The 22,556-nt window shown below is 56.0% G+C and carries 18 protein-coding genes, 2 rRNA genes and 1 pseudogene; 19 read left to right on the top strand and 2 right to left on the bottom strand.

The annotated features are described in order from the left end of the window. The 10 genes from C1713_RS11965 to scfB all read left to right on the top strand — a co-directional run. Positions 1–127: ribosomal RNA gene (locus C1713_RS11965) — 23S ribosomal RNA — on the top strand; the annotation flags it as partial. A 238-nt stretch (positions 128–365) separates the two neighbouring features. Further along, a 5S ribosomal RNA gene (gene rrf / locus C1713_RS11960) occupies positions 366–482 on the top strand. Between the two features lie 56 nt (positions 483–538). Next, positions 539–814 (top strand): hypothetical protein, encoded by a 276-nt coding sequence (locus tag C1713_RS11955; protein ID WP_050342590.1) that lies wholly within the window; start codon positions 539–541, stop codon positions 812–814. Positions 815–913: 99 nt separating this feature from the next. Beyond that, positions 914–2,284, top strand: a complete 1,371-nt coding sequence (locus C1713_RS11950; protein WP_102494051.1) for an MFS transporter — start codon at positions 914–916, stop codon at positions 2,282–2,284. A 341-nt stretch (positions 2,285–2,625) separates the two neighbouring features. Continuing rightward, entirely contained in the window at positions 2,626–3,345 is a 720-nt protein-coding gene (locus C1713_RS12015) for a methyl-accepting chemotaxis protein (protein WP_170950824.1), read from the top strand. Further along, the gene (locus C1713_RS11945; RefSeq protein WP_102494050.1) at positions 3,246–3,992 is read left to right on the top strand and encodes a methyl-accepting chemotaxis protein; all 747 of its coding nucleotides are present in this window, start codon (positions 3,246–3,248) and stop codon (positions 3,990–3,992) included. The genes C1713_RS12015 and C1713_RS11945 overlap by 100 nt, the downstream gene beginning before the upstream one ends. 250 nt (positions 3,993–4,242) lie before the next feature. Next, entirely contained in the window at positions 4,243–6,234 is a 1,992-nt protein-coding gene (locus C1713_RS11940; RefSeq protein ID WP_102494084.1) for a SpoIVB peptidase S55 domain-containing protein, read from the top strand. Between the two features lie 6 nt (positions 6,235–6,240). Beyond that, complete coding sequence (gene murA, locus C1713_RS11935; RefSeq protein ID WP_102494049.1) at positions 6,241–7,521, top strand: UDP-N-acetylglucosamine 1-carboxyvinyltransferase; 1,281 nt, start codon at positions 6,241–6,243, stop codon at positions 7,519–7,521. A gap of 70 nt (positions 7,522–7,591) precedes the next feature. Then, complete coding sequence (gene scfA, locus C1713_RS11930; protein ID WP_006691237.1) at positions 7,592–7,729, top strand: six-cysteine ranthipeptide SCIFF; 138 nt, start codon at positions 7,592–7,594, stop codon at positions 7,727–7,729. Between the two features lie 116 nt (positions 7,730–7,845). Further along, positions 7,846–9,237, top strand: coding sequence for a thioether cross-link-forming SCIFF peptide maturase (gene scfB, locus C1713_RS11925; protein ID WP_102494048.1), 1,392 nt, complete (start codon positions 7,846–7,848; stop codon positions 9,235–9,237). A gap of 74 nt (positions 9,238–9,311) precedes the next feature. On the opposite strand, the pseudogene C1713_RS11920 reads toward scfB, so the two are convergent. Beyond that, a pseudogene (locus C1713_RS11920) lies at positions 9,312–9,725 on the bottom strand (helix-turn-helix domain-containing protein); the annotation flags it as partial. Between the two features lie 211 nt (positions 9,726–9,936). Between C1713_RS11920 and deoC the strand changes: the two are divergent. The 3 genes from deoC (at position 9,937) to C1713_RS11900 (ending at position 13,351) form a co-directional block, all read left to right on the top strand. Further along, on the top strand, positions 9,937–10,641 hold the full coding sequence (deoC, locus tag C1713_RS11915) for a deoxyribose-phosphate aldolase (RefSeq protein ID WP_102494046.1): 705 nt from the start codon (positions 9,937–9,939) through the stop codon (positions 10,639–10,641). A 250-nt stretch (positions 10,642–10,891) separates the two neighbouring features. Further along, positions 10,892–12,901 carry a transketolase gene (tkt, locus tag C1713_RS11905; protein ID WP_212669111.1) on the top strand — a complete coding sequence of 670 codons (2,010 nt, stop codon included), beginning with the start codon at positions 10,892–10,894 and terminating at the stop codon, positions 12,899–12,901. Between the two features lie 18 nt (positions 12,902–12,919). Then, positions 12,920–13,351 carry a PTS sugar transporter subunit IIA gene (locus C1713_RS11900; RefSeq protein WP_102494045.1) on the top strand — a complete coding sequence of 144 codons (432 nt, stop codon included), beginning with the start codon at positions 12,920–12,922 and terminating at the stop codon, positions 13,349–13,351. 147 nt (positions 13,352–13,498) lie between these two features. Here C1713_RS11900 and C1713_RS11895 read toward each other — a convergent pair whose 3' ends face one another. Next, positions 13,499–14,311, bottom strand: coding sequence for a GntR family transcriptional regulator (locus C1713_RS11895; protein ID WP_102494044.1), 813 nt, complete (start codon positions 14,309–14,311; stop codon positions 13,499–13,501). A 158-nt stretch (positions 14,312–14,469) separates the two neighbouring features. On the opposite strand from C1713_RS11895, the gene C1713_RS11890 reads away from it, so the two are divergent. From C1713_RS11890 to C1713_RS11865, 6 genes are all read left to right on the top strand, one after another. Then, complete coding sequence (locus C1713_RS11890; RefSeq protein ID WP_102494043.1) at positions 14,470–15,654, top strand: carbohydrate kinase family protein; 1,185 nt, start codon at positions 14,470–14,472, stop codon at positions 15,652–15,654. 1 nt (position 15,655) lies between these two features. Next, on the top strand, positions 15,656–16,801 hold the full coding sequence (locus C1713_RS11885) for a PTS transporter subunit EIIC (protein WP_102494042.1): 1,146 nt from the start codon (positions 15,656–15,658) through the stop codon (positions 16,799–16,801). Between the two features lie 55 nt (positions 16,802–16,856). Then, positions 16,857–18,251 (top strand): glycoside hydrolase family 1 protein, encoded by a 1,395-nt coding sequence (locus tag C1713_RS11880; RefSeq protein ID WP_102494041.1) that lies wholly within the window; start codon positions 16,857–16,859, stop codon positions 18,249–18,251. Positions 18,252–18,508: 257 nt separating this feature from the next. Beyond that, complete coding sequence (locus C1713_RS11875; RefSeq protein WP_102494040.1) at positions 18,509–19,270, top strand: YdcF family protein; 762 nt, start codon at positions 18,509–18,511, stop codon at positions 19,268–19,270. Positions 19,271–19,284: 14 nt separating this feature from the next. Further along, positions 19,285–21,702, top strand: a complete 2,418-nt coding sequence (locus C1713_RS11870) for a glycyl radical protein (protein ID WP_102494039.1) — start codon at positions 19,285–19,287, stop codon at positions 21,700–21,702. Next, the gene (locus tag C1713_RS11865) at positions 21,699–22,493 is read left to right on the top strand and encodes a radical SAM protein (protein WP_102494038.1); all 795 of its coding nucleotides are present in this window, start codon (positions 21,699–21,701) and stop codon (positions 22,491–22,493) included. Before C1713_RS11870 ends, C1713_RS11865 begins: the two co-directional genes overlap by 4 nt. Positions 22,494–22,556 lie beyond the last annotated feature (63 nt).

Genomic DNA, 22,556 nt, shown 5'->3' with positions numbered 1-22,556 from the left:
CGAGATGAAGTATCTCATTCCTAAAAGGAAGTAAGACCCCTTGAAGAAGACAAGGTAGATAGGCTGGGTGTGGAAGCACAGCAATGTGTGCAGCTGACCAGCACTAATCGGTCGAGGGCTTGACTTAAGCAGCGAAACGGAAGCGTCGGAGCGTAAGCGACAGACGCTGACGATTGAGTCGCTTAGTCGACGTTTGCAAAGCAAATGTCGACTGTGACTTAGAGCGACGAAAACGTCCCAAGAACACGAGCGAAAGCGAAGTGTGATTGGATGACGTTGACCGCTATTCTAAGAAGGTATTGCCTAACAATTTGCTTACAGTTTCTTCTGTGAAGTTTTGAGTGAGCAAGACTCATTCAACAAGATGCGGTGATGATGCCTGGACGGTTCCACCTGTTCCCATTCCGAACACAGTAGTTAAGCGTCCACAGGCCGAGGGTACTTCGTTGGAGACGACGTGGGAGAGTAGGTAGTTGCCGCAAGAACGAGGGATTCGTGATGATTCACGAGTCCCTTTTGCTATATATGGAGGTATATGATGAAGAAAAAACTCGCAGTAATTCTGTTTGGGCTGATTTCCCTTGGCATCGGATTGCTGCTGCTGCATCTCTCCCCCGACCCGATGGCTGAGAACCTGGAGCTGGCACGGGAAGCCTCGAATGCTCAGGAAGCGGCGGCGGCGATTTCCGCCAATAACAAAAAGGATGTTGTTTACAGCACGGTCGCTTATCTCTTTGTCGGCATTGGGTTCGGCGCAGCGGGCTACGGTGTTTTTATGAGCGGAAAAAAGGAAGATTCTGAGGAAAAATCCTAAAATATCCTTGTATCGTCAGTATACTTTGACTATAATATGTGCCAGCTATCTTTTTCAATGCAGTGAAAGAAATCCATGATTTCTTCGGGAGGTACTTTCATGATTCTGGATCGTCTGGAAAATCTGCCGCTCGGCAGATTCCAGTACAAGCTGCTTGTTGTCACGGGGCTTGGCTGGCTGTTTGATGCGATGGACACGGGGCTGATCGCTTTCGTCCTGCCGGTACTGGCGCGCGAGTGGAGTCTCACGCCGGCACAGGTGGGGTGGATCGGCTCGATTGGGCTGATCGGCATGGCGCTTGGAGCGGTGCTCGCGGGGACGATTGCCGACCGCATCGGCCGCAAGCGAGTGTTTACGATCACGGTTCTCCTCTATAGCATCTCAACGGGGCTCTGTGCCGTTGCGTGGAGTTATGAGTCGCTGCTCGTGTTCCGCTTCCTTGTCGGCTTCGGCCTGGGCGGAGAGCTGCCCGTCGCAGCGACGCTGATGAGCGAGTATGCACCGGCACGCCTGCGCGGACGCTTCATTGTGCTCCTTGAGAGTTTCTGGGGGCTTGGCTGGCTTGCGGCGGCATGCATCGCCTATCTTCTCATCCCTGTCTTTGGCTGGCAGGCGGCGTTCTTTATCGGTGCCCTGCCCGCGCTCTATGTGTTCCTCCTGCGCCTGCACATGCCTGAGTCGATCCGTTATCTCCTCGCCAAGGGGCGTGTGGACGAGGCGAAGGCGATTGTACGCGATATCGAGCGCCAGCTTCGTATGCCGGAGCGTCCCTTCCTCGATCAGCTTGCCCCGCACCGTATGCAGGCGGAGCAGGTGGAGACACCGGGATTTTCTGCGCTCTGGGCGAAGGGAATGCGCCGCCGCACGGTGATGCTCTGGCTCGCATGGTTCGGTATTGTGTTCAGTTACTACGGCATCTTTATGTGGCTGCCGTCGATGGTCTATGCGCAGGGCTTTGCCATTGTCAAGACGTTCGAGTACGTCCTCATTATGACGGTCGCTCAGCTGCCGGGCTACTATGCGGCGGCCTACCTCGTGGATGTGATCGGCCGCCGCTATACGCTCGGGCTCTTCCTCCTTCTCAGCGGCGTATGCAGCTATTTCTTCGGCAATGCAGGTGATGTCACTGCCCTCCTTGGCTGGGGTGCGGCGATGAGCTTCTTCAATCTCGGCGCGTGGGGCGTCATCTATACCTATACACCCGAGCAGTACCCAACGTCGATGCGCGCGCTTGGCAGTGGCTGGGCGGCAGGATTCGGCCGCATCGGCGGCATGATTGCACCGATGCTCGTCGGCGTGATGCTCGCCAATGCATTTCCGATGAGCGGCATTTTTATGATGTTCGCGGCGGTCTTTGCCGTCATTGCGGGAACCGTTATTCTTCTCGGACGTGAGAGCAAACAGCAGACGCTTGAAGAGCTGGAGCAGACGCTCGGCGCTGCTGAGTCCTCGGCACTGCGCAACGAATAGAGAAACATCGTTAGACTTGTATGAAAAATTAGTCAGACAAGTTAAAAATTTATAGCAAAAACCCTTTCCGAATGAAATTCTCTGTGGTATACTTGCAGGACAAAAAAAGCAACACGGCTGCTTCTTACCGAGGGATTTTGTTTGACGATGGAGCGTCTGAAACAAATGCGTACCGGTATGGTACGCATTTGTTTTGGGGAGCTAAGGAATTGCTGATAAAATGAAGTCCGTCAGATGGCGGTGCTGAATTTATCCGTGCTTACTTAAGGAAAGAGGGGGTATTTATGCCAGCGGGAACGGAGTCATGAAGCGTCGCCCAGGGCCGGGATGACAGCGTGGTGATGAAGAATCTCTATGAGCTGTCGGGCATTAAGGGCGAGGATGTCTTTAAGAGCACGGCAGAGCATCCCTTCACGATCCGCAAGGACTCCTCCAGCATGTATGCACCGATTTCCTTTGACGGCGTTACGGCGCAGTGGGGCATCGGCTCAGCGACGAACTATGACGTGTTCACCGCCGTGGCACGCCACATGATCTATATCCTCGTCGCCGTTGGCATCATCGGTATCCTCCTGCTTCTGGCGGCACTGATCTCCTTTGTCACGAAGCGAATCTCGACGCCGATGAGCGATTTGCAGGGCGTGGTGGAGAACTTTGCCCGCCTCGATCTGCGTGCAGATAACCCCGCGTATGTACGTGCACGCGGCTATCTCGGCAGAGAGGATGAGATCGGAGCGATGACGGGGGATCTCGCCGAGCTCGCAAACAATCTGCGCGCAACGATGGGCAAGATCAACGCCTCGTCGGAATCCGTGGCAGCGACGAGCGAGGAGCTGAGACGGCGAGAACGCAGACGACGGCGCATAGCTCTGAGGAGGTCTCGAAGGCGATCCAGAACATCGCTGAGGGCGCGACGAGTCAGGCGGAGGATACGCAGAAGGCCGCCGATCATCTCAGTGAAGTGCTGCGCATCGAGCAGGAGACGGAGCATATCGTCAATGTCCTCAACGAGACGACACAGAAGATCAGTGACCGCAAGGCGGAGGGCTCGGAGATCCTAAACGATCTGCTTGGCCGCGCCGAGGAGATGTTCAAGGCGACAGAGGAAGTCGCCAAGGTTGTCGAGGAGACGAATCAGGGCGCGGACAAGATCGACGAGTCCAGTATGATGATCAAGAGCATCGCCAACCAGACGAACCTCCTCGCGCTCAACGCTGCCATCGAGGCGGCGCGTGCGGGTGAGGCCGGGCGCGGGTTCGCCGTCGTGGCGGAGGAGATCCGCAAGCTCGCGGAGCAGAGCTCGAGCTTTACGGACGACATCCGCGGCATCATCCACGAGCTGAAGACGAAGAGCCAGCAGGCGGTGGATACGATGCACGTATCGACGAAGCTCGCATCGGAGTCGCATCAGGGGCTTGAGAGCACGAAGGAGTGCTTCGACCGTATCTCTGAGACGGTCGAGGAGACGGGCGAGGTCGTCAAGAAGCTGAACACATCAGCGAAGACGATGGGCGAGAAGCACGCATCCATCTCGGATGTGGTGCAGAACCTATCCGCACTCGCCGAGGAGAATGCTGCGACAACCGAAGAGGGCAGCGCGTCCGTGGAGACACAGTCGAATGCGCTTGAGGATATCGCGAAGGCGAGCGAGGGGCTCGCAGAGATCGCGACCGACCTCCAGCGCGAGGTGGAGCGCTTCAAACTATAAGATGTATGAAAGAGAGCTGCGGCACGAAGATGGTTCGGTCTTCGTGCAGCGGCTCTTTTCTATTGTGAGCAGTCCTGCTGTGGATGCACGCGAAAACACTAGCGAAATCTCCCTGTGTATGCTACAATAGGGCAGATAACATGAGGGTATTATATTTTGAGGTGACATTTTGCGATATAACTGGAAGCGCCTTGCGGCGGCATATCTTTTTGCGCTGGCGGTACAATTCTACGCACCGCCGTCCTTTGCGATGCCTCCGATTCTCCCGTACAATGAGGTGACGGAGGGGATGCAGGGAACGGCGTATACCGTGCTCGATACGACGGGCGAGGTGCGCACATTCCCCGTGGAGATCGTCGGTCAGATGAAGGGCGGCAAGGGCTCTCAGCGGATGATTATGGCGCGGACGAGCGGCAATTTCATCGAGCACGTCGGCGGTGTCCTGCAGGGGATGAGCGGCAGTCCGATCTATGTAGACGGTCGTCTCGTAGGAGCGCTTGCAGCGGGGCTGAAGGATCTCAGTCCCTATACCTTTTTCATCACGCCGATCGAGGACATGATTCCGCTTTGGTCGATGCCCGACACGAAGAATAAGACGCGCATCGACACGGTGGATGTCGTGCGCGCCGTTGAGGAGCGCAAGAAGGCAAAGGAAAAGGACGAGCTCCGCGAGCGCGAGAAGAAAGTCGGCAAGATGACACACGCCGAGCGTGAGGCGGAGTGGCGTGATACACTCGCCGCCCTGCGCGGAGAGAAGACAGAGGAAACATCTGCGAGCGGTGCAGGTGCGTCAGAGGCGCAGGAGGCTGCGGACGACACGCATGACGCGACCGCTGATGCTGTGCAGAGTGCGGACAAAGGTGAGCAAACGTCGACCGATCCCGTCACATCATCTCCTGCAGCTAAGAAAGAGAATGTGCATGCTGCCGAGGAGAAGTCCACCTTCTTCGTGAGCGGATTTGGATCGGCGGGGCTGCGCTATCTAGAGAACAATATGCCTGCAGGCAGTACGTTCCTTCCGCTGGGAACGGTCAGTGCAAATACGCCCCTCCCCACACGCTATGATGCCTCTCTTGCAGGCGGTCAGCCCGTCGGGGTCGCCATTGTCTACGGCGACTTCAGCATCGGCGCGACGGGAACGGTGACGGCGGTGGACGGCAAGAAGATGCTGGCATTCGGTCACTCCTTTATGCACAAGGGAAACGTGAACTACTTCATGACGGATGCCGATGTGGTCGGGACGATTGCAGGACAGAGCAACGGCGTGAAGATCGCGAACATCGGCAGTGTGATCGGGCGCATCAATCAGGATCGTGAGACGGGCGTTGCGGGGATCCTTGGGACGTTTCCCACCGCTGTTCCCATTCGCATTCACGTGAAGGACGACGCGCTTGGCACGGAGGAGACCTTCGGTGCGCAGATTGCCTACGATGAGGATTTCCTGCCCGTGCTTTCGGGCAGTATTGCCTATGCGGCGATGAGCCGCGTGTCGGATTCCCTTGGCAGCAGCACGGCGCGCATCCGCTTTGCCATCCGTACGAACGCCGTGGACAGCGGGGTTTTTGAGCGGCGCAATATGTACTACAGCGCGGCGGATGTCGGGCAGGTCGCCGTGACCGAGCTGCTGCAGGCGATGAATATGATCGTGACGAATCCGCAGGAGGAGTCCGATATTCTCGATCTCGATGTGGATGTGGAGCTCACGGGCGGACGTCAGACGGCCGTTCTGGTCTCGGCGGTGCCGGATAAGTTGGTGGTAAAGCCGGGCGACACGGTGACGTTCAAGACGAAGATTCGTCCCTATCGCAAGCCGGAGGAGACGCTGTCGATCCCCTATCGCGTGCCGAAGGCGCAGCCGGCGGGGACACTGAACCTCGATATTCGCGGCGGAGGCTTTGTCCCCGTGAACCCCTTGGCACTCCTCGCGCAGGCGGGGCTCGAGATCCCCGACGACGAGGAGAAGTTCAAGTCGACGGCGGAAAAGCTGGACGATCTCGCCGCTCAGGGGCAGAACAATGAGATCATTATCACTCCTGGAGCAGCGCCTGCGCCGAGCTCCGAAAAGGAAATGAAGAAGCGCATGCGCGCGGCGGCAAAGGCGTCGGCACGCGCGGCAGAGCGAGAGGAGCCGAAACGCGTGACGCTGCTCGGCGATCCGAAGAAGAAGGATGAACGCGAGAAATTCTATGCGCCGTATGTGATCGAGAACGTGATCCACGCGACGCTGAAGGTTGAGGAATAAGGACGAATGGAACAACTGGTCATTCATGGAGGGCATCCCCTGCGCGGCCATGTGAAGATCGGCGGGGCGAAGAATGCGGTGCTGCCCATCATTGCGGCGGCATTACTCGGTACAAACGGAAAAAGTGTGCTGGATGAGGTGCCTGCACTCGAAGATGTCTATACGATTACGGCGGTGCTGCGTGCCCTTGGCGTGACGGCGGACTACACGGTATCGGAGCATCGTCTGGTCATTGATGCATCACATATTGCGACGGTCGTAGCCCCCTACGACCTCGTCCGCAAGATGCGCGCGTCATTTCTCATCATGGGCCCCTTGCTCGCACGCGAGGGGCACGCAGAGATCTCGCTGCCGGGCGGCTGTGCCATTGGGACACGTCCGATCGATCTGCATCTCAAGGGCTTTGAGGCGCTCGGGGCGGAGATCGAGATCACGCAGGGCGACATTCACGCGCGTGCGCCACATGGGCTCAAGGGGGCGCGCATCTACTTCGATTTCCCGAGTGTCGGGGCGACAGAGAATGTGATGATGGCGGCGTCCTGCGCCGAGGGCCAGACGATTCTCGAGAATCCTGCGCTCGAGCCGGAGATTGTCGATCTCGCGAACTATCTCAATGTGATGGGGGCGCGCATCCGTGGCGCGGGAACGAACCGCATCAAGATCGACGGCGTGCCGGAGCTGCACGCGGCGGACTATACGATCATCCCCGACCGCATCGAGGCGGGGACGTACATGGTCGCGGCGGCGATGACGCGTGGTGATGTGTTCATCGAGAACGCGATTAGCGAGCATCTGAAGCCAGTCATTGCGAAGCTAAAGGAAGCGGGCGCACAGATCGAGGAGGATATCGCCGGGGTGCGCGTCTCTGCCGACCGCCCGATGAAGGCGATTGATCTCAAGACGATGCCCTATCCCGGTTTTCCGACGGATATGCAGGCGCAGTTCATGGCAATGCTCGCCGTCGCCGAGGGGACGAGTGTCGTGACGGAGACGGTGTTCGAGAACCGCTTTATGCACGTCGATGAGCTCGTGCGCATGGGCGCACGGATCCGTGTGGACGGACGGACGGCGACGGTCGAGGGCGGCGCACTGCTCAGCGGCGCACCTGTGCGGGCGACGGATCTGCGCGCGGGTGCGGCGATGGTGCTCGCAGGGCTCGTGGCACCGGATGAGACGCGTGTCGGCTACATCCATCACATCGACCGTGGGTACGATGATCTCGTGGCAAAGCTCGTGGCGCTCGGGGCGGATATTCAGCGCGTGGATGCGGAATGGGCAGGCGTGTAAAAATTGCTTGCATAATAAAGAATGATGCGATAGAATAAATTCAGAACGATGGATTGAGGAGGTATGAAGGATGAAGCACATCAAGACGGTCAACAAGCCGACGATGCAGTCCACGCTCTACACGGGCGGCTGCGGCGAATGCCAGGCATCCTGCCAGTCTGCCTGTAAGACTTCCTGCACGGTGGGCAATCAGCCCTGCGCGAAGTAAGACGGGGAAATCGGCACAGCCCTTCTCGTTTGCGAGAGGGGCTTTTTCTATGTGTTGCTCCACTAAGGTTTGCTTAAGCGTATTACATTTCCAAGAGTGGTTATGAAGGAGAACAAATGAAAGTCCGAACGCATAAGTTCAAGCAGAACGGCATGCACATCCTCGTCGATGTGAACAGCGGCGCGGTTCACGTGATCGACGAGATGATTTACGATATGATGGATGATTTCGACGGGACGAACGATGAGGCGGCCGTGGCACGTCTCAGGGGGCGTTATCCTGAGGGAGATCTGCGCGAGGCGTGCGGCGAGCTGCATGAGCTGATGGCGGCAGGGGCGCTCTTTGCCCCCGATATTGACGTGCCGCCGACCTTCAAGTCGCGCGGATTGGTGAAATCCCTGTGCCTGATGGTGGCACAGGACTGCAATCTGCGCTGCAAGTACTGTTTCGGCGACGGCGGCAGCTATGGTGGGCAGCGCGCAGTGATGTCGCCTGAGGTGGGGCGTGCGGCGGTCGATTTCATCATTGACGGCTGTGGTCCGCGCAAGCACTGTGAGATTGATTTCTTCGGCGGCGAGCCGCTGATGAATCTGAGCACGGTGAAGGCGGTAACGGAGTATGTGCGTCAGCGTGAGCAGGAGACGGGCAAGGAGTTCAAACTGACGCTCACGACGAACGGGATGCTGCTCTCCGACAAGAATATCGCATGGCTGAACGACAACCATATCTCCGTCGTGCTCTCGGCGGATGGACGGCGCGAGGTGCACGATGCGATGCGTCCCGATGCGGGCGGACATGGAACGTACGATGTGGTCATGCGGAATTTTAAGAAGCTCGTCGATGCGCGCAGCGGCAAGGACTACTACCTGCGCGGGACGTATACGCACGAGAATCTCGACTTTACGAAGGATGTGCTCGCCATGAATGCAGCGGGCTTTGACATCCTCTCGATGGAGCCGGTCGTGCTGAAGGACAGTCCGCTTGGCTTTACAGAGGAGGATCTGCCGCGCATCTATGCGGAGTATGACCGCCTGACGCAGACCTATCTCGACCGCGTGCGTGCGGGGAAGGGGTTCTTCTTCTTCCACTTCAACATGGATCTCAACCATGGACCGTGCGTCGCCAAGCGCCTCGCGGGCTGCGGTGCGGGGCATGAGTACTACGCCGTCGCAGAGAATGGCGATCTCTACCCGTGCCATCAGTTCGTGGGGCGTGAGGGCTATCGCCTCGGCTCGGTCTTTACGGGCGTTGAGAGCATGGAGCTGCCGACGTACTTCCGCAACTCGCATGTGCTGAACAAGCCTCTGTGCCGTGACTGCTGGGCGCGGTTTTACTGCAGCGGCGGCTGTCACGCGAACGCCGATCTCTTTCATGGGGATATTCGGCAGCCGTACGAGATTGGCTGTGCGATTCAGAAGAAGCGTCTGGAGTGCGCGATCCTCGTGCAGGCGGTGCTTGCACTGGAGAAGGAAGAGGCAGAAGAGGAGCAGGGCAAATTGCAAGTTTAATTGTCGTAAGGTCTCGTTAAACTTTTAGCTCTAAATTGCAATATCAAATCGGACAGTAGAGCATAACAGAATCAAAAATTGTAGATGGTCTTTGTGCAGACAGACACCTCGAACAGATTCATACGCTTGGCACGTCCGCAGATTGCATCAGGAGAGTGTTTGTCTTTGAGAATGGCGTTTTCTACATACCGGATGAAGTCCTGTGCAGCGTTAAATTTGGACGGTTTTCCGGAGTTCTCACGATTGCGCTCATAGCGCATTTGACCGGACTGTGCAAAATACTGCTCATAGTACGTCCAATCGGAACGCTTCTGCGTTACCGTGCCGCGCTTTATTTCCTCGTACAAGGTGGAGCGGGCGATGCCAAGGTCTTTGGCGATTTTCACCTTGGGGACACCGAGACGCAGCATCGCTTCGATCTGCCCGCGCTGATAGGCGTTTAAGTGCTTGAATGTGCGGCGTTTTGTGGTAGAATGAGTGTGGGGCATACAGAACCTCCTGGTAGTGTTTGTACAAAGATATTTTACCAGATTGATTCTGTATGTTCTACTTTTTTATGTGTCCGATTTCATTTCACAATGAACCTCAATGAATCTTTTTTCAAAAATCTCAAAAAAGCTATTGACATTGCGTGCCCTTTGCATTATATTAAACACATCAAATGTATGATACATATAAAATAAAAGGAGACGATGTGTTATGAAACCGACGAAGAAAGCTGCAGAGATGACCGCGAAGGAACTGGCACGCTACATTGACCAGTCTGTCCTGAAGCCGGAGTTCACGCAGGAGGAGATCAAGAAGTACACGCAGGAGGGAATCGACTTCGGCTGTGCGACGATCTGCATCAACCCCGCATCGCTCGAACTCGTTTCGAAGATGGTCGAGGGTACGGACACCGGCATCTGCGTCGTCTGCGACTTCCCCTTCGGGCTCTCCACGACAGAGTCCAAGGCAAAGCAGGCGGAGGAGTACTGCAGCAAGTACAAGATTATGGATCTCGATATTGTGGCGAACTATGGTCAGCTCCGCAGCGGCAACCTCGACTATGTGACGGCGGACATCAAGGCGGTCGTCGATGTCTGCCACAAGTACGGCACCGAGGTTAAGGTCATCATCGAGACGGATTCGCTCACGAAGCAGCAGATCATCGACGGTACGAAGTGCGCCATCGCGGCAGGCGCGGACTACATCAAGTCCTCCACGGGCTTTTACACGGGCGGTGAGTGTGTCGGTGCCACGCCCGAGGTCGTTCAGATCATGATGGACGCGGGCGAGGGGAAGATCAAGGTCAAGGGCTCGGGTTGCATCCGCACGCAGGAGCACTTCTTCAAGCTCATCGACATGGGCATCGATCGTATGGGCGTCGGCTATCGCTCCACGCCGGTCGTTCTGAAAAAGTAAGTACATAGGAAGCACTGATAAATTCAGTACTGCCATCTTGGCACATCTTTTTCGCCCTGCCATCGTCGACAAATCCTCCACATAGCCCTTGCTATGCGTCCGGTTTGTCTCCTTGACAGGACAAAAAATCTGCACCAATCTGACAGACTTCATTTTATCAGCGATTCCATAACGAATTGAGGGGAGGAGAATGTGGCTCATGCTGCGTCTCCTCTCTTTTTATGCAAAGGGGGAAAAGGAATTGGATTCGATGGATACAAAATGCGTGAATGCGATTCGTGTGCTTGCGGCGGATGCCGTACAAAAGGCAAACTCCGGGCATCCCGGGCTGCCGCTCGGGTGTGCGCCGATGGCATACGAACTTTGGGCGCACCACATGAAGCACAATGCAAAAAATCCGCAGTGGGCGAATCGTGATCGCTTCATCCTCTCGGGCGGACATGGCTCTTCCATGCTCTACGCGCTGCTCCATCTCTTTGGTTATGGGCTGACCATGGACGATCTGAAATCGTTCCGACAGGATGGCTCGCTGACGCCGGGCCATCCCGAGTACGGACATACGGTCGGTGTCGAGGCGACGACGGGTCCCTTGGGCGCGGGTATGGCAATGGCGGTCGGCATGGCGATGGCGGAGGCGCATCTTGCGGCAATCTTCAATCAGCCAAACTACAACATTGTCGATCATTATACCTTTGTCCTCGGCGGCGACGGCTGCCTGATGGAGGGCGTCTCCTCCGAGGCGTTTTCGCTTGCAGGCACGCTTGGGCTATCGAAGCTCATTGTGCTCTATGACAGCAACCGCATCTCCATCGAGGGAAGCACGGACATCGCCTTTACGGAGAACGTCGCGGAGCGTATGGCGGCGTTCGGTTTCCAGACACTCGACGTGCCTGACGGCAACGACCTCTCTGCCATCGGCAGGGCGATTGCGGCGGCAAAGGCGGACAAGACGCGTCCCTCCTTCATCACGATTCATACGGAGATCGGCTACGGCTGCCCCGCGAAGCAGGGCAAGGCAAGTGCACATGGAGAACCGCTCGGCGTGGAGAACGTCAAGGCACTCAAGGAACGGCTCGGATGGCAGAAGCCCGAGGAGAGTTTCTATGTCCCCGATGCAATCTACCGTCATTATGAGGAGGTTGCGCGCGCGGCAGCAGCGGACGAGGCTGCATGGAACGAACTATTTGACGCATATAGCACTGCGTTTCCCGAGGCACGGCGGCGCTGGGACCGCTATCACGCGCCCGTGGACGCGGCGGCACTTATAGAAAATGCGAACTTTTGGGCACATGGAGAGGAGCCGCAGGCAACGCGTGCCATCTCGGGGACGATGCTCAACCGCCTGAAGGACATCCTGCCGCAGCTTTTCGGCGGCAGTGCCGACCTCGCCCCGTCGAACAAGACGGAGATGAAGGGCGTGGGGGACTTCAGCAAGAAAAACTATGCAGGGCGTAATGTTCATTTTGGCGTGCGCGAGCTTGCGATGGCGGCGATTGCAAACGGCATTACGCTCCACGGAGGGCTGCGTTCCTACATCGGCACGTTCTTCGTGTTCAGCGACTATATCAAGCCGATGGCGCGCCTTGCCTCTCTTATGCGGATTCCCGTGACCTATGTACTCACGCATGACAGTATCGGCGTCGGTGAGGACGGCCCGACCCATGAGCCAATCGAACAGCTGGCGATGCTGCGCGCGCAGCCGAATATCAACGTCTTCCGTCCGGCGGATGCGATAGAGACTGCCGCAGGATGGTATCTTGCCGTGACGAGCACCGAAACACCGACGGCACTCGTGCTCACACGCCAGAATTTGCCGCAGCTCAGGGGCTCAAGCAAGGAAGCACTGCGAGGAGGTTATGTTGTCTCCGAGACGGCGGGGAAAATGCAGGGCATTCTGATCGCCTCCGGCTCGGAGGTCAGCCTCGCCGTCGCGGCGCAGGAAGCACTTGCCGCCGAGGACGTGCATGTGCGCGTCGTCTCCATGCCCTGCATGGAGCTCTTTGCGGCGCAGGATGAAGACTATCGCGAGCGCGTTCTGCCGCGTGCCGTGCGGGCGCGTGTCGCCGTAGAGGCAGCATCGGACTTCGGCTGGGGCAGATACGTCGGACTTGACGGAGGTGCGGTCACGATGGAGGGCTTCGGTGCTTCTGCACCCGCCGATGTGCTTTTCAGGAAATACGGATTCACGGTGGAGAATGTTGCACGCGTCATGAAGGAAGTTATCGCGAAGAACTATCGAGCGAACCGTGGACATCTGTAAAAGAAAGGAGTATCTGGGATGTTTGGAATTATTGTAGGAACTCATGGAATCTTTGCCGAGGAGATTCTGAAATCTTGTGAGATGATCTGCGGTGAACAGAAGAACGTACAGTCTGTGACGCTTGTGCCGGGTGAGGGATTGGATGATGTGGTAAAAAAATACGAGGCGGCTATTGCAGAGCTTGATTGTACGGATGGAGTGCTCTTTCTCAACGATCTCTTCGGTGGTAGTCCCTATAACGCCGCATGTCGTCTTGTAGCGGAGAACGAGGCGTACGGAATCGTCACAGGGGTCAATCTGCCCATGCTCATCGAGATGGTCAGTACCCAGTGCGTTAGCGGGAAATACGACATTCTCGCACTTATGGAGCAGGCTTGCGAGGCGGGCAAAAACGGAATTCAAGGCTTCCACGTCTCGAAAATGGAAGTGGATAAGGACGACGATCTCTGAGAATACTCCATAGGCAGAGAAAAGGCTGTTATATCCTTAGGAAGGAAAGCGCAGGAAATCAATTTCCTGCGCTTTTGCTATGCAATGAGATTTTTGTATTATATTCAGACTTGAATGAGTCAAGAAAATCCTTGATTTATATGGGGATTACAATGTGATATTACGTTGGATGTTATCTGGAATATTCGCCTTGCCCGGCACGGTGCGGTAAAGCTCCATCTGAAACTCGCACATATCCGCGCGCGTGATGGAGTGTGTGTACTCGTAGACAAAGCCCATGTCGAGGTGGGAGATGCGCGTGATCTTGTAGCCTGCATCGCGTGCACGGCAGCGCAGCAGCTTCGCTTCGTCCTCGCGCAGAAGGACGGCGGCAATCGTCTCCGTTGCGTGATAGAGGTTCAGCGCATAGTTCTGACTGAGCACCTGATAGAGGGAGGTCATCGTGAAGTCGTGCTGCTCGATGCCAGGGCAGAGATAGTAGGGGATTGTCGTGCGCTCGATGAGGACGGGCTTGCCGTCCGCACAGCGCAGACGATCGAGCTGAAAGATCTCGGGATTCGAGGAGGGCAGCTGCAATATTTCCGCAAGCCGTGCGTCCGCCGCCGTAATCTCCTGATTCAGAATGAGGGAGGAGGGAACGGCATGCAGTTCGCGCATATTCGCACTGAAATTATAGAGGTTGTTGATCGGACGCTTCATTTTCGGCTCCGCAATGAATGAGCCCTTGCGCCGATAGCGGATGATCAGCCCCTCGTCCACAAGCAGCTCCATCGCCTGCCGCACCGTTGTTCGACTGATGCCGAGTAGCTCGCACAGATCGTTCTCGGGGATCATCTTGTCCCCCGGTTTGAAAATGTTTGTGCGCACCTTGAGCCGGATGAAGTTCGCCAGCTGCTCGTAGATCGGAATGCTCGACGAGAGCTGCATGTTGATCGCGCCTGTGAAATCTTCTTTTTCCATGTCCTACCATCCTTCTGTATATTTGTATAATACAATTATAGCTATTAGAGAAAAATTTATCAAGAAAATTGGAAAAAAAATTGACAAACAAAATAGAATATAATATATTAAACACAACAAATGTATGATACATATAATATATAAAAGGAGGATATAAAATGAACAAGCAACTTTTGGATATCGCGGAGAAATTAGGGGGAATGACCCCCTCGAAACATCGTACACTGGCGGGACTTGACGGATTCGTGGATACGATTGTGCATGTCGTCGATACGCGCAAAAATCCGGATGAGTACGAGCGTGTGAAGATGCTGACGGACTATGGCAACAAATTCATCGCCGCTGCGGGCTTCAGCATGAACATTGAGATGGTGCCGGTGACTGCGAAATTAGGCGGTGTCGCGACGATCTATGCAAATGCTCTCAAGGAGCAGGGTTACCAAGTGACGTATATCGGAGCGCTTGGAAAGAAAAATGTTCATCCGATCTTTCAGGATTTTGCCGATGCAGCAGAGGAGATTATCTCCATCAGTGAGCCGGGCATGTCAGATGCGGTCGAATTCCATGATGGCAAGGTAATCAGCAGCAAATTGGAGCCGCTGAAGGATGTGAACTGGACAGAGCTCATAAAGCATACGACGCCGGAGCATCTTGCGCATATCTTCGATCGCAGCGAGTTCCTGATGTTTGCGGATTGGACGCTTCTCATCAACGTCATGAGCATCTGGAATGGGGTTGTACGGGAAGTCTTCCCTCTGATGGAGAACGAGCAGCGACGCCCGTTCATGTTTGATCTTGCAGATCCGACGAAGCGCTCGCGGGAAGATATCATGGAGGCGATGCGATGTCTGCCGAAATTCCAGGAAAAGTTCGATGTGATCCTAGGGCTCAACGAGCGTGAGGCGCGTTGTGTAACAAATTGCTTCCAGCCCGGCAAGGGAGATACAACGCCGGTTGCACAGCTTGCGCTCTTCCTGCGTGAGACGCTTGGGATCGCTCAAGTTGTGATTCATACGCTGAAGGGGGCGACTGCGGCAGATGCCGATGGGATTTCGGCGGTGCCCGGTCCCTACTGCGAGAATCCTGTGCTCACGACAGGCGGTGGTGATAATTTCAACGCAGGATTTGTGAGCGGACAGATGCTCGGGCTCACGATGCAGGAGTCCCTCCTCATGGGCACGGCAAATTCAGGATTCTACGTTCGAAATGCTCGTTCCGCGAATTTCCAAGAGCTGCGTACCTTCCTAAAAGACTGGGGCGAGGGAAGAGTCAAAGAGCGTCTTGTGGAAACGGCCCAGGAAGAGGCCATCGACGGGATGAAAAACCAACAGAGGGGTGAGTGACATGGCAGACAATCTCTCACAGGAAAAAGGGCAGGAAGCACAGCAGCTTCCGTCAGAGAAGAGCAGGCTCGATCGCGTCATTGATGTTGTCGCTGCGATCTTTGTGCCAATCATCAATTTGCTCTGCGCCGCAGGTATCTTGAAGGGGCTGCTGGTGATTGGCGTATCCCTCGGGGCCGTTTCGCAGGACAGCACGACCTATCTCATCGCGAATGCGATGGCAGACAGTCTGTTCTACTTCCTGCCAATGTTTCTTGCGTACACGGCAGCAAAGCGGTTCGGCGGCAATCCGTTCACTTGCGTGATCATCGCCGGCATCTTGCTCTATCCGGGGCTGACGGAGGTGCTCGCAGCGGGGGATACGATCTCCTTCCTCGGCATACCGATCAAGGGGGCAGTCTATCATTCGAGCGTTCTGCCGATCCTCTTGGCGGCGTATTTCCTTGCCGTACTGGAACGCGCAGTCAGCAGCCGCCTCCCGGATGTGCTGAAGGGATTTCTGACGCCGCTGATCTGCATTTTCGTAGGCGGTACGGTTACGCTATTCGCGTTTGGCCCCATCGGTGCATTTGTCGGAGAATGGCTTGCCGTAGGCTATGAGGCGATCTATGTGGTCTCGCCCATCCTCACGGGTCTTGTGATCGGCGCGATCTTTCAGCCGATGGTCATCTTCGGCCTGCATTGGGCACTCATGATCATCTCGATGAACAACGTTGCGGTGCTCGGCAGCGATACCATCCTCGCGCTCTTTGCAGCCTCGATCTTTGCGCAGGGCGGAGCGGCGCTTGCCGTCATGCTGAAGACCAAGAGCACGTCCTATAAGTCCGTCTGCGGCGCGGCAGTCGTTTCCGCCATCTTCGGCATTACGGAGCCGGCGCTGTTCGGCGTGACGCTTCCCCGCAAGAAACCGCTCCTTGCCGTCTGTGCGGGCGGCGGTGCCGGCGGCATGGTTGCAGGCTTCTCCGGTGCACAGGCGAGCGCGTTTGCAATTCCGTCCGCCACCACCTTTCCCATCTTTTTTGGCAACGGATTCGCGTTGATGATCGTCTCCGTTCTCGTCGGTTTCGCCGTGAGCTTTGCGCTCACAATGCTGCTGAAATTCGAGGCAACGCCGGAGGAGACCGAGCAGGCGGATTCAAAGAGATAGCTGACACGGTAAACGTATAAAAATGTACAATTGATCTGCATGGGAGGAAAGTGAAATGGATGCTACAATTCCAAAAGATTTTTTGATCGGTACCTCCTCGAGCGCGTGGCAGGTCGAGGGAACAGCAGGAAGGCTGCCCGGACAAAAGAGCTGGGCGGATCTCTTCTATGAGGCGAATCCTGACCTCTGGCACGACCATGTCAGCCCTGAGAAGGCGAGTGATTTCTATCATCGCTACAGGGAAGATATCAAGACTATGGCAGACTTTGGCATGCGTGCGTTCCGCTTCACGATCCAATGGGCTCGATTCATGGAGGATCCCCTTTCGGGCAAAGTCTCGCAGGATGCGGTTGATTACTACCACGACGTTATACGGGCGATTCGTGACAGCGGTATGGAACCCGTCATTTCCTTGGAGCACTGGGACATCCCTGCCGTGCTCTTCGAGAAATACAACGGATGGGTCTCAAGGGAGACAGTTGCTCTCTATGAGCAGTACGTAGCTACGGCGCTTAGAGAGTTCCATCGGGATGTGAAATATTGGTTCGCATTTACGGAGCCGAACGTCCCTCTCGATCATGGCTATCGCAGCGGATTTTGGTATCCGTTCAAGCAAGATGCAAAGGCGGCATATCAGGCGCATTTTCACAAGATCCTCGCGACGGCGAAAGCTGTACGGATTGCAGAGCCGTATATGAGGGAAGGCATGAAGTTCGGCGTGATGCTACACATGACGCCGGTCTATGCGCGAAGCGGTGAGATTCGAGACGTGCAGGCTGCCTACTATGTGGATCTGTTTGAGGTGCGTCTCTATCTGGATCCGTACATGAAGGGGGAGTTCCCATCGGATCTTCTCGCAGAGATGGAGGCACACGACATCCTGTTCCGCTATGAGGAGGGGGACTTTGATGAGATCCGAAAGCACCGGATCAACGTACTCGGTGTCGACTACTACTTCCCGATTCGCGTGAAGGCGCGTGAGACGCCGTATGAGGGCAAGACATTTACACCTGAGTACTACTATGAGCCCTACGTCATGCCGGATCGTCGGTTCAATGCGGATCGCGGTTGGGAGATCTACCCGCAGGCAGTCTATGACATTGGAGAACGTCTCAAGCGAGACTATGGAAATCCGGACTGGTTCATCAGCGAGAACGGAATCGGCATCGAGAACGAGGGACGGTTCCGGAACGCAGAGGGGCGCATTGAGGACGACTACCGCATCGATTTCCTCGGCGAGCATCTGGAAAACGCGTTGAAATGCCGCGCCGCAGGATCGAAGTGCTTCGGTTACTTCGTTTGGTCCTTTATCGACAATGTCTCTGCACGCAATGCGTTCAAAAATCGTTACGGACTCTTGGAACTCGATCTTGACACATATCAGCGCATCCCTAAAAAGTCACTGCATTGGTTCTCGCGTTGCTTGAAACAAGGTGAAGTCGTGCGGTAGACATCCTATCTTTATGCTGTATTCCTGAGAGTGTGCAGCAGTGGTAAGTCTATAAAACAGGCGTATTGCACGGAGTGATGGAACTCATGCAGTACGCCTGTTTTGTTGCCTCCTTGTTCGGGAGAAAAGTCTGCACAAATCTGACGAACCTCGTTTTATCAGAGAGTCCTTGGCTTTCTCTATTGACAAAAGCGCTGTGCCGGTGTAAATTATATATAACAAATGTATGATACATATAAAATAAATGGAGGTAAGGGATGAAGCTGGAGGATGCCATCAATACGATCAGTCGTTTTCTGGCACTGCGACAGATCGAGGAACTGACGCCTGAGAGCTTGGAGGTACATTGTGGAGCAGGACAAGCCGATGTTTTGCTTGCGTTTGGCAACGATTTGCCGGAGGTGGCGGAGGCTGCGTGCAGAGCCTATCTCTCCGGCATATGCAAAAAGATCTTGTTTGCCGGAGGAGTCGGGCATTCCACGCAGATCTTAAAGGACAAGATGAAGGCAATGCCGGAATACCGCACCTGTGATCTGTCCGGTGCAGAGGCGGATATCTACGCGGAAATTGCACGTAAGAAGTTCGATATCCCGGAGCAGGATATCCTCGTGGAGAATGCCTCCCGCAACTGCTCGGAAAATGGGCGGAATGCGCTCCGCATATTGAGGGAGAACGGCATTCCTCATCGGGTGATGATCCTCATGCAGGATCCGACGATGCAGTACCGGAGCTATGTATCCATGGCAGATCTTGTCACGAAAGGTGATGTGCTTATCAGCTATGCCCCGTTTGTGCCTCGGATGGATGCGGGCTTGGAATTTACCGCACAGATCAAGGGGCTTTGGCCGCGCGAGCGCTTTTACTCCCTGCTGATGGGGGAGATTCGCCGTCTCCGTGATGATGAGAACGGGTATGGACCGAAGGGCTGCGGATTTATTCCACATGTTGACATCCCTGTCGATGTGGCGGCGGCAGATGAAGTGCTGCACAATGAGTTGGAGTGTTACGCTGTGCGTTGAATGGAGGGGTGAATATGAAATTTTTGGAATTCGTACCGCAGACGGACGACCTTGACATGGAGCGTATTGAGCGGTTTCACCGCCGTATGCAGGAGCGTCGTGCGAGCATCTGCAGCGAACGTGCCGTGCTCTACACGGAGTCGTTTCGCGAGACGGAGGGCGAGGACTATACGATCCGCAAGGCGAAGGCGTTCGCGCACACGCTGCGCCATATGACGATCTATATTGAGGAGGACAGCCTGATCTTCGGCAATCAGGCGAGCCGCAACTTCGCCGCGCCGATTTTCCCAGAGTTCTCAATCGACTGGGTGGTCAAGGAGCTCGATGAATTCGACAAGCGCACGGGCGACGTGTTCTACATCACGGAGGCGGTCAAAGAGGACATTCGCCGCATCGCCCCCTACTGGCACGGTCATACGCACGAGGACGAGGTGCAGCGGACAACGACAGAGAATGTCCGCATGGCGGAGAAACAGAAGGTCATCCACCGTGGCGGTATCTCTATGTCGGGGGACGGGCACATTGTCCCGAAGCACGAACTGATTCTCGAAAAGGGCTTCCGCGCCATCAGTGAGGAGGCAAAGGCGCATCTGAAGTGTCCGAATCTCACAGAGGAGAACCGCATCTTCTACGAGGCGGTCGTAATCGCGCTTGAGGGGGCACTCGACTTTATCAAACGCTATGCCGTGCTCGCACGGGAGCTGGCAGAGAAGGCGCAGACTCCGAAACGGCGTGAAGAACTGCTGGCGATGGGCGAGATGGCAGAGACGCTGATGGAGCGCCCCGCGCAGAGCTACTGGGAGGGCTGCGAGACGGTCTACCTCGTGCACATGCTCCAGATGATCGAGAGCAACGGGCATTCCTTCTGCTACGGTCGCTTCGACCAATATATGTACGATCTCTATCGGCACGATATCGACCATGGGATTTTGTCGGTGGAAAAGGCGCTTGAGATCACAACCCATATGTTCCTCATGAACAGCGGCAACAACAAGGTGCGCCCCTACGGTCACACGCGTTTTTCCCAGGGCTATCCGCTCTACTCGAACCTGATGGTCGGCGGCTATCGTCCCGATGGCATGGACGGCTCGAACGAACTGTCCGCGCTTTGCATCGAGGCGATGAACCTCACGGCGATGGCAGAGCCGAATTTCTCCATGCGCTACAACGCCGACACGCCTGAGTGTCTGCTGCGCCTCGCGGGGCGGCTCATCCGTACGGGCTGTGGTATGCCGTCCATGTTCAACGATGACGCAGCGGTACGTGGGCTTGAGAGTCTCGGTATCAAACGCGAGGATGCGCTCGACTACTGCGCGATCGGCTGCGTGGAGACGGGCGTGCCCGGCAAATACGGACACCGCGCGACGGGCATGACCTACGTCAACTGGGGCAAGATCCTCGAGCTCGTCATCTACAACGGCACGGATCCCGACAGCGGAATTCAGATGATGAGCGTGAACGGGAAGCCCGGCAGGGACATCGAATACAAATCCTACGATGAGATGTGGGCGGCGTGGAAGAAGCTGCTGAAGTTCTACTCGGATATTGCCGTCGAATGCGATGTGATCTGCGACAAGGCTCTCGCCGTGTATGATGCCGATCCGTTTGCCTCCTGCTTTATCGACAACTGCATGGAGGTCGGTAAGCTGCTCAAGAATGGCGGCTGTCAATACGATGTGATCTCACAGTCCAACATCGGTCCAGCTGTGCTTGGCAACTCGTTCGAGGCGATCAAGAAGCTGATCTTTGACGAGAAAAAGCTGACATGGGACGAACTAAAACACGCGATGGATGTCAACTGGACAGGCGCGGAGGGCAAACGTGTCCACGATCTCGTCAAGTCCGCGCCGAAGTTCGGCAACGATGAGGACGAGGTGGACGGTATCGTGCGCGACATCTTCGAGTCTTATCTGGAACTCCTGCCCGCATATAAGACCGATCGGACGGGCAGAGGCCCTGAGGTCAGCTGCTATACAATGTCCACGAGCAATATCACATCCTATGTGCCAAACGGTCTGGACGTGGGAGCGACGCCGGACGGGCGTATGGCACGCTCGCCGCTCAACGAGGGATGCTCGCCGACGCAGGGGACGGATGTGAACGGCCCGACGGCCGTCATCCGCTCCGTGTCGAAATTGCCGAACTGGAAGGTTGCGGCGGGACAGCTGCTCAACATGCGCTTTGCGCCGGGCACGCTCGCGGGTGAGGAGAATCTGCAAAAATTCGTGGGATTCCTGCGCGCGAGTCAGCGCATGGGCATCTATCACAATCAGTTCAACGTCATTGACTCCACGACGCTGCGCGACGCGCAGAAGAATCCCGAGCAGTACACGGATCTCATCGTGCGCGTGGCGGGCTACTGCGCGCAGTTCGTCTCGCTCATGCCAGAGACGCAGGATGCCATCATTGCGCGTACGGAGAACGAGTGGTGAGTGTGAAAGGTCTCGTCGGTTCGCTGCAGGGCTACTCCACAAAGGACGGTCCCGGCATCCGTACAACGGTGTTCTGCGTCGACTGCAATCTGCGCTGTAAGTGGTGCTCGAATCCCGAGCTAATGCTGCCGGGGAAGAAGACGATGCATTTCACGCTTGGCGGCGAGGAGCGCACGCAGGAGGTCGGTGAGGAGTGGGACAGTGCACAGCTCGCCGCATGGCTTGCACGCGACCGTACCTTTTATGAGGAGTCGGGCGGCGGCGTTACCTTTTCCGGCGGGGAGGCAGCACTGCAGGAAGACTTCGTCGCGGACACAGCGGAGCGCCTCTTGGCGATGGGCATTTCCTCCGCACTCGACACAGCTGGCGATGTCCCGTGGGAAACGCTTGACCTCCTCTCCGACCGCATGGAGTATGTCCTCTATGATGTGAAGGCATTTGATGAGGAAATGCACAGGAGATGTACGGGCAGGAGCAATGTCCGTATTCTTGCGAATCTTGAAAAACTCGCGGCAAAGGGACAGCGTCTTATCATCCGTATGGTGATTGTGCCGGGGTACAACGATGATCTCATAGATGTGCAAAAGCGCATGGAATTCGTTAAAAAGCTCGGGGATGCGGTCGAATGCGTGGACATCCTGCCCTATCATAACCTCGGCAAGGGGAAATATCAGCGGCTCGGCATCCCCTATCCGATCGAGGGCGACGGCACGATCTTGCCCGCGTACTGGAATCGGCTGCGCGTTATCGCGGGCGAGGTCGGGCTGAATGTGAAGATTGCACTTGAATAAAGGAAAAATCCCTTCTCTGACGCATGCATTCGGCAGAGAGGGGATTTTTAGCAGAGGGCGGGG

It is taken from the genome of Centipeda felix, assembly GCF_900186465.1.
Lineage (GTDB): Bacteria > Bacillota > Negativicutes > Selenomonadales > Selenomonadaceae > Centipeda > Centipeda felix.
Note: the sequence above shows the minus strand (reverse complement) of the source record. Positions and strands in the feature narration are given on the sequence as shown.

Excerpts from the sequence above, each read along its gene's own strand:
- C1713_RS11870 (WP_102494039.1), top strand. The coding sequence starts at position 19,285 with ATGAAATTTTTGGAATTCGTACCGCAGACGGACGACCTTGACATGGAG.
- C1713_RS11940 (WP_102494084.1), top strand. The coding sequence starts at position 4,243 with ATGCCTCCGATTCTCCCGTACAATGAGGTGACGGAGGGGATGCAGGGA.
- scfB (WP_102494048.1), top strand. The coding sequence starts at position 7,846 with ATGAAAGTCCGAACGCATAAGTTCAAGCAGAACGGCATGCACATCCTC.
- scfA (WP_006691237.1), top strand. The coding sequence starts at position 7,592 with ATGAAGCACATCAAGACGGTCAACAAGCCGACGATGCAGTCCACGCTC.
- C1713_RS11950 (WP_102494051.1), top strand. The coding sequence starts at position 914 with ATGATTCTGGATCGTCTGGAAAATCTGCCGCTCGGCAGATTCCAGTAC.
- C1713_RS12015 (WP_170950824.1), top strand. The coding sequence starts at position 2,626 with ATGAAGAATCTCTATGAGCTGTCGGGCATTAAGGGCGAGGATGTCTTT.
- C1713_RS11885 (WP_102494042.1), top strand. The coding sequence starts at position 15,656 with ATGGCAGACAATCTCTCACAGGAAAAAGGGCAGGAAGCACAGCAGCTT.
- C1713_RS11890 (WP_102494043.1), top strand. The coding sequence starts at position 14,470 with ATGAACAAGCAACTTTTGGATATCGCGGAGAAATTAGGGGGAATGACC.
- murA (WP_102494049.1), top strand. The coding sequence starts at position 6,241 with ATGGAACAACTGGTCATTCATGGAGGGCATCCCCTGCGCGGCCATGTG.
- C1713_RS11955 (WP_050342590.1), top strand. The coding sequence starts at position 539 with ATGAAGAAAAAACTCGCAGTAATTCTGTTTGGGCTGATTTCCCTTGGC.
- C1713_RS11895 (WP_102494044.1), bottom strand. The coding sequence starts at position 14,311 with ATGGAAAAAGAAGATTTCACAGGCGCGATCAACATGCAGCTCTCGTCG.
- C1713_RS11900 (WP_102494045.1), top strand. The coding sequence starts at position 12,920 with ATGTTTGGAATTATTGTAGGAACTCATGGAATCTTTGCCGAGGAGATT.
- deoC (WP_102494046.1), top strand. The coding sequence starts at position 9,937 with ATGAAACCGACGAAGAAAGCTGCAGAGATGACCGCGAAGGAACTGGCA.
- C1713_RS11880 (WP_102494041.1), top strand. The coding sequence starts at position 16,857 with ATGGATGCTACAATTCCAAAAGATTTTTTGATCGGTACCTCCTCGAGC.
- tkt (WP_212669111.1), top strand. The coding sequence starts at position 10,892 with ATGGATACAAAATGCGTGAATGCGATTCGTGTGCTTGCGGCGGATGCC.
- C1713_RS11875 (WP_102494040.1), top strand. The coding sequence starts at position 18,509 with ATGAAGCTGGAGGATGCCATCAATACGATCAGTCGTTTTCTGGCACTG.